Raw genomic sequence first — 271 nt, forward strand, 5'->3', positions numbered from 1 at the left:
AAGATGGGCTTATAGCTCAGCTGGTTAGAGCGCACGCCTGATAAGCGTGAGGTCGGTGGTTCGAGTCCACTTAAGCCCAGACCTTTGAAAAAGCTCATAGGTTGAGGAAATTAAATATGGGGGATTAGCTCAGTTGGGAGAGCGCCTGCCTTGCAAGCAGGAGGTCACGAGTTCGAATCTCGTATTCTCCACTTGATGATTGAAAAAATCATCAGTCATGTACCTTGAAAATTGCATATAAGAAATATAGATAAGATATTAAATATCTAAT

At 42.1% G+C, this 271-nt stretch carries 2 tRNA genes; both read left to right on the forward strand.

Features of this window, described 5'->3' with window-relative positions:
* Window positions 1-5: 5 nt before the first annotated feature.
* Window positions 6-79: transfer RNA gene (locus LI149_RS15150), tRNA-Ile, on the forward strand.
* A gap of 39 nt (window positions 80-118) precedes the next feature.
* Window positions 119-191, forward strand: a tRNA-Ala gene (locus LI149_RS15155).
* Window positions 192-271: the final 80 nt, after the last annotated feature.

This window comes from Dorea sp. 210702-DFI.3.17 (assembly GCF_020560825.1).
Lineage (GTDB): Bacteria > Bacillota > Clostridia > Lachnospirales > Lachnospiraceae > Dorea > Dorea formicigenerans.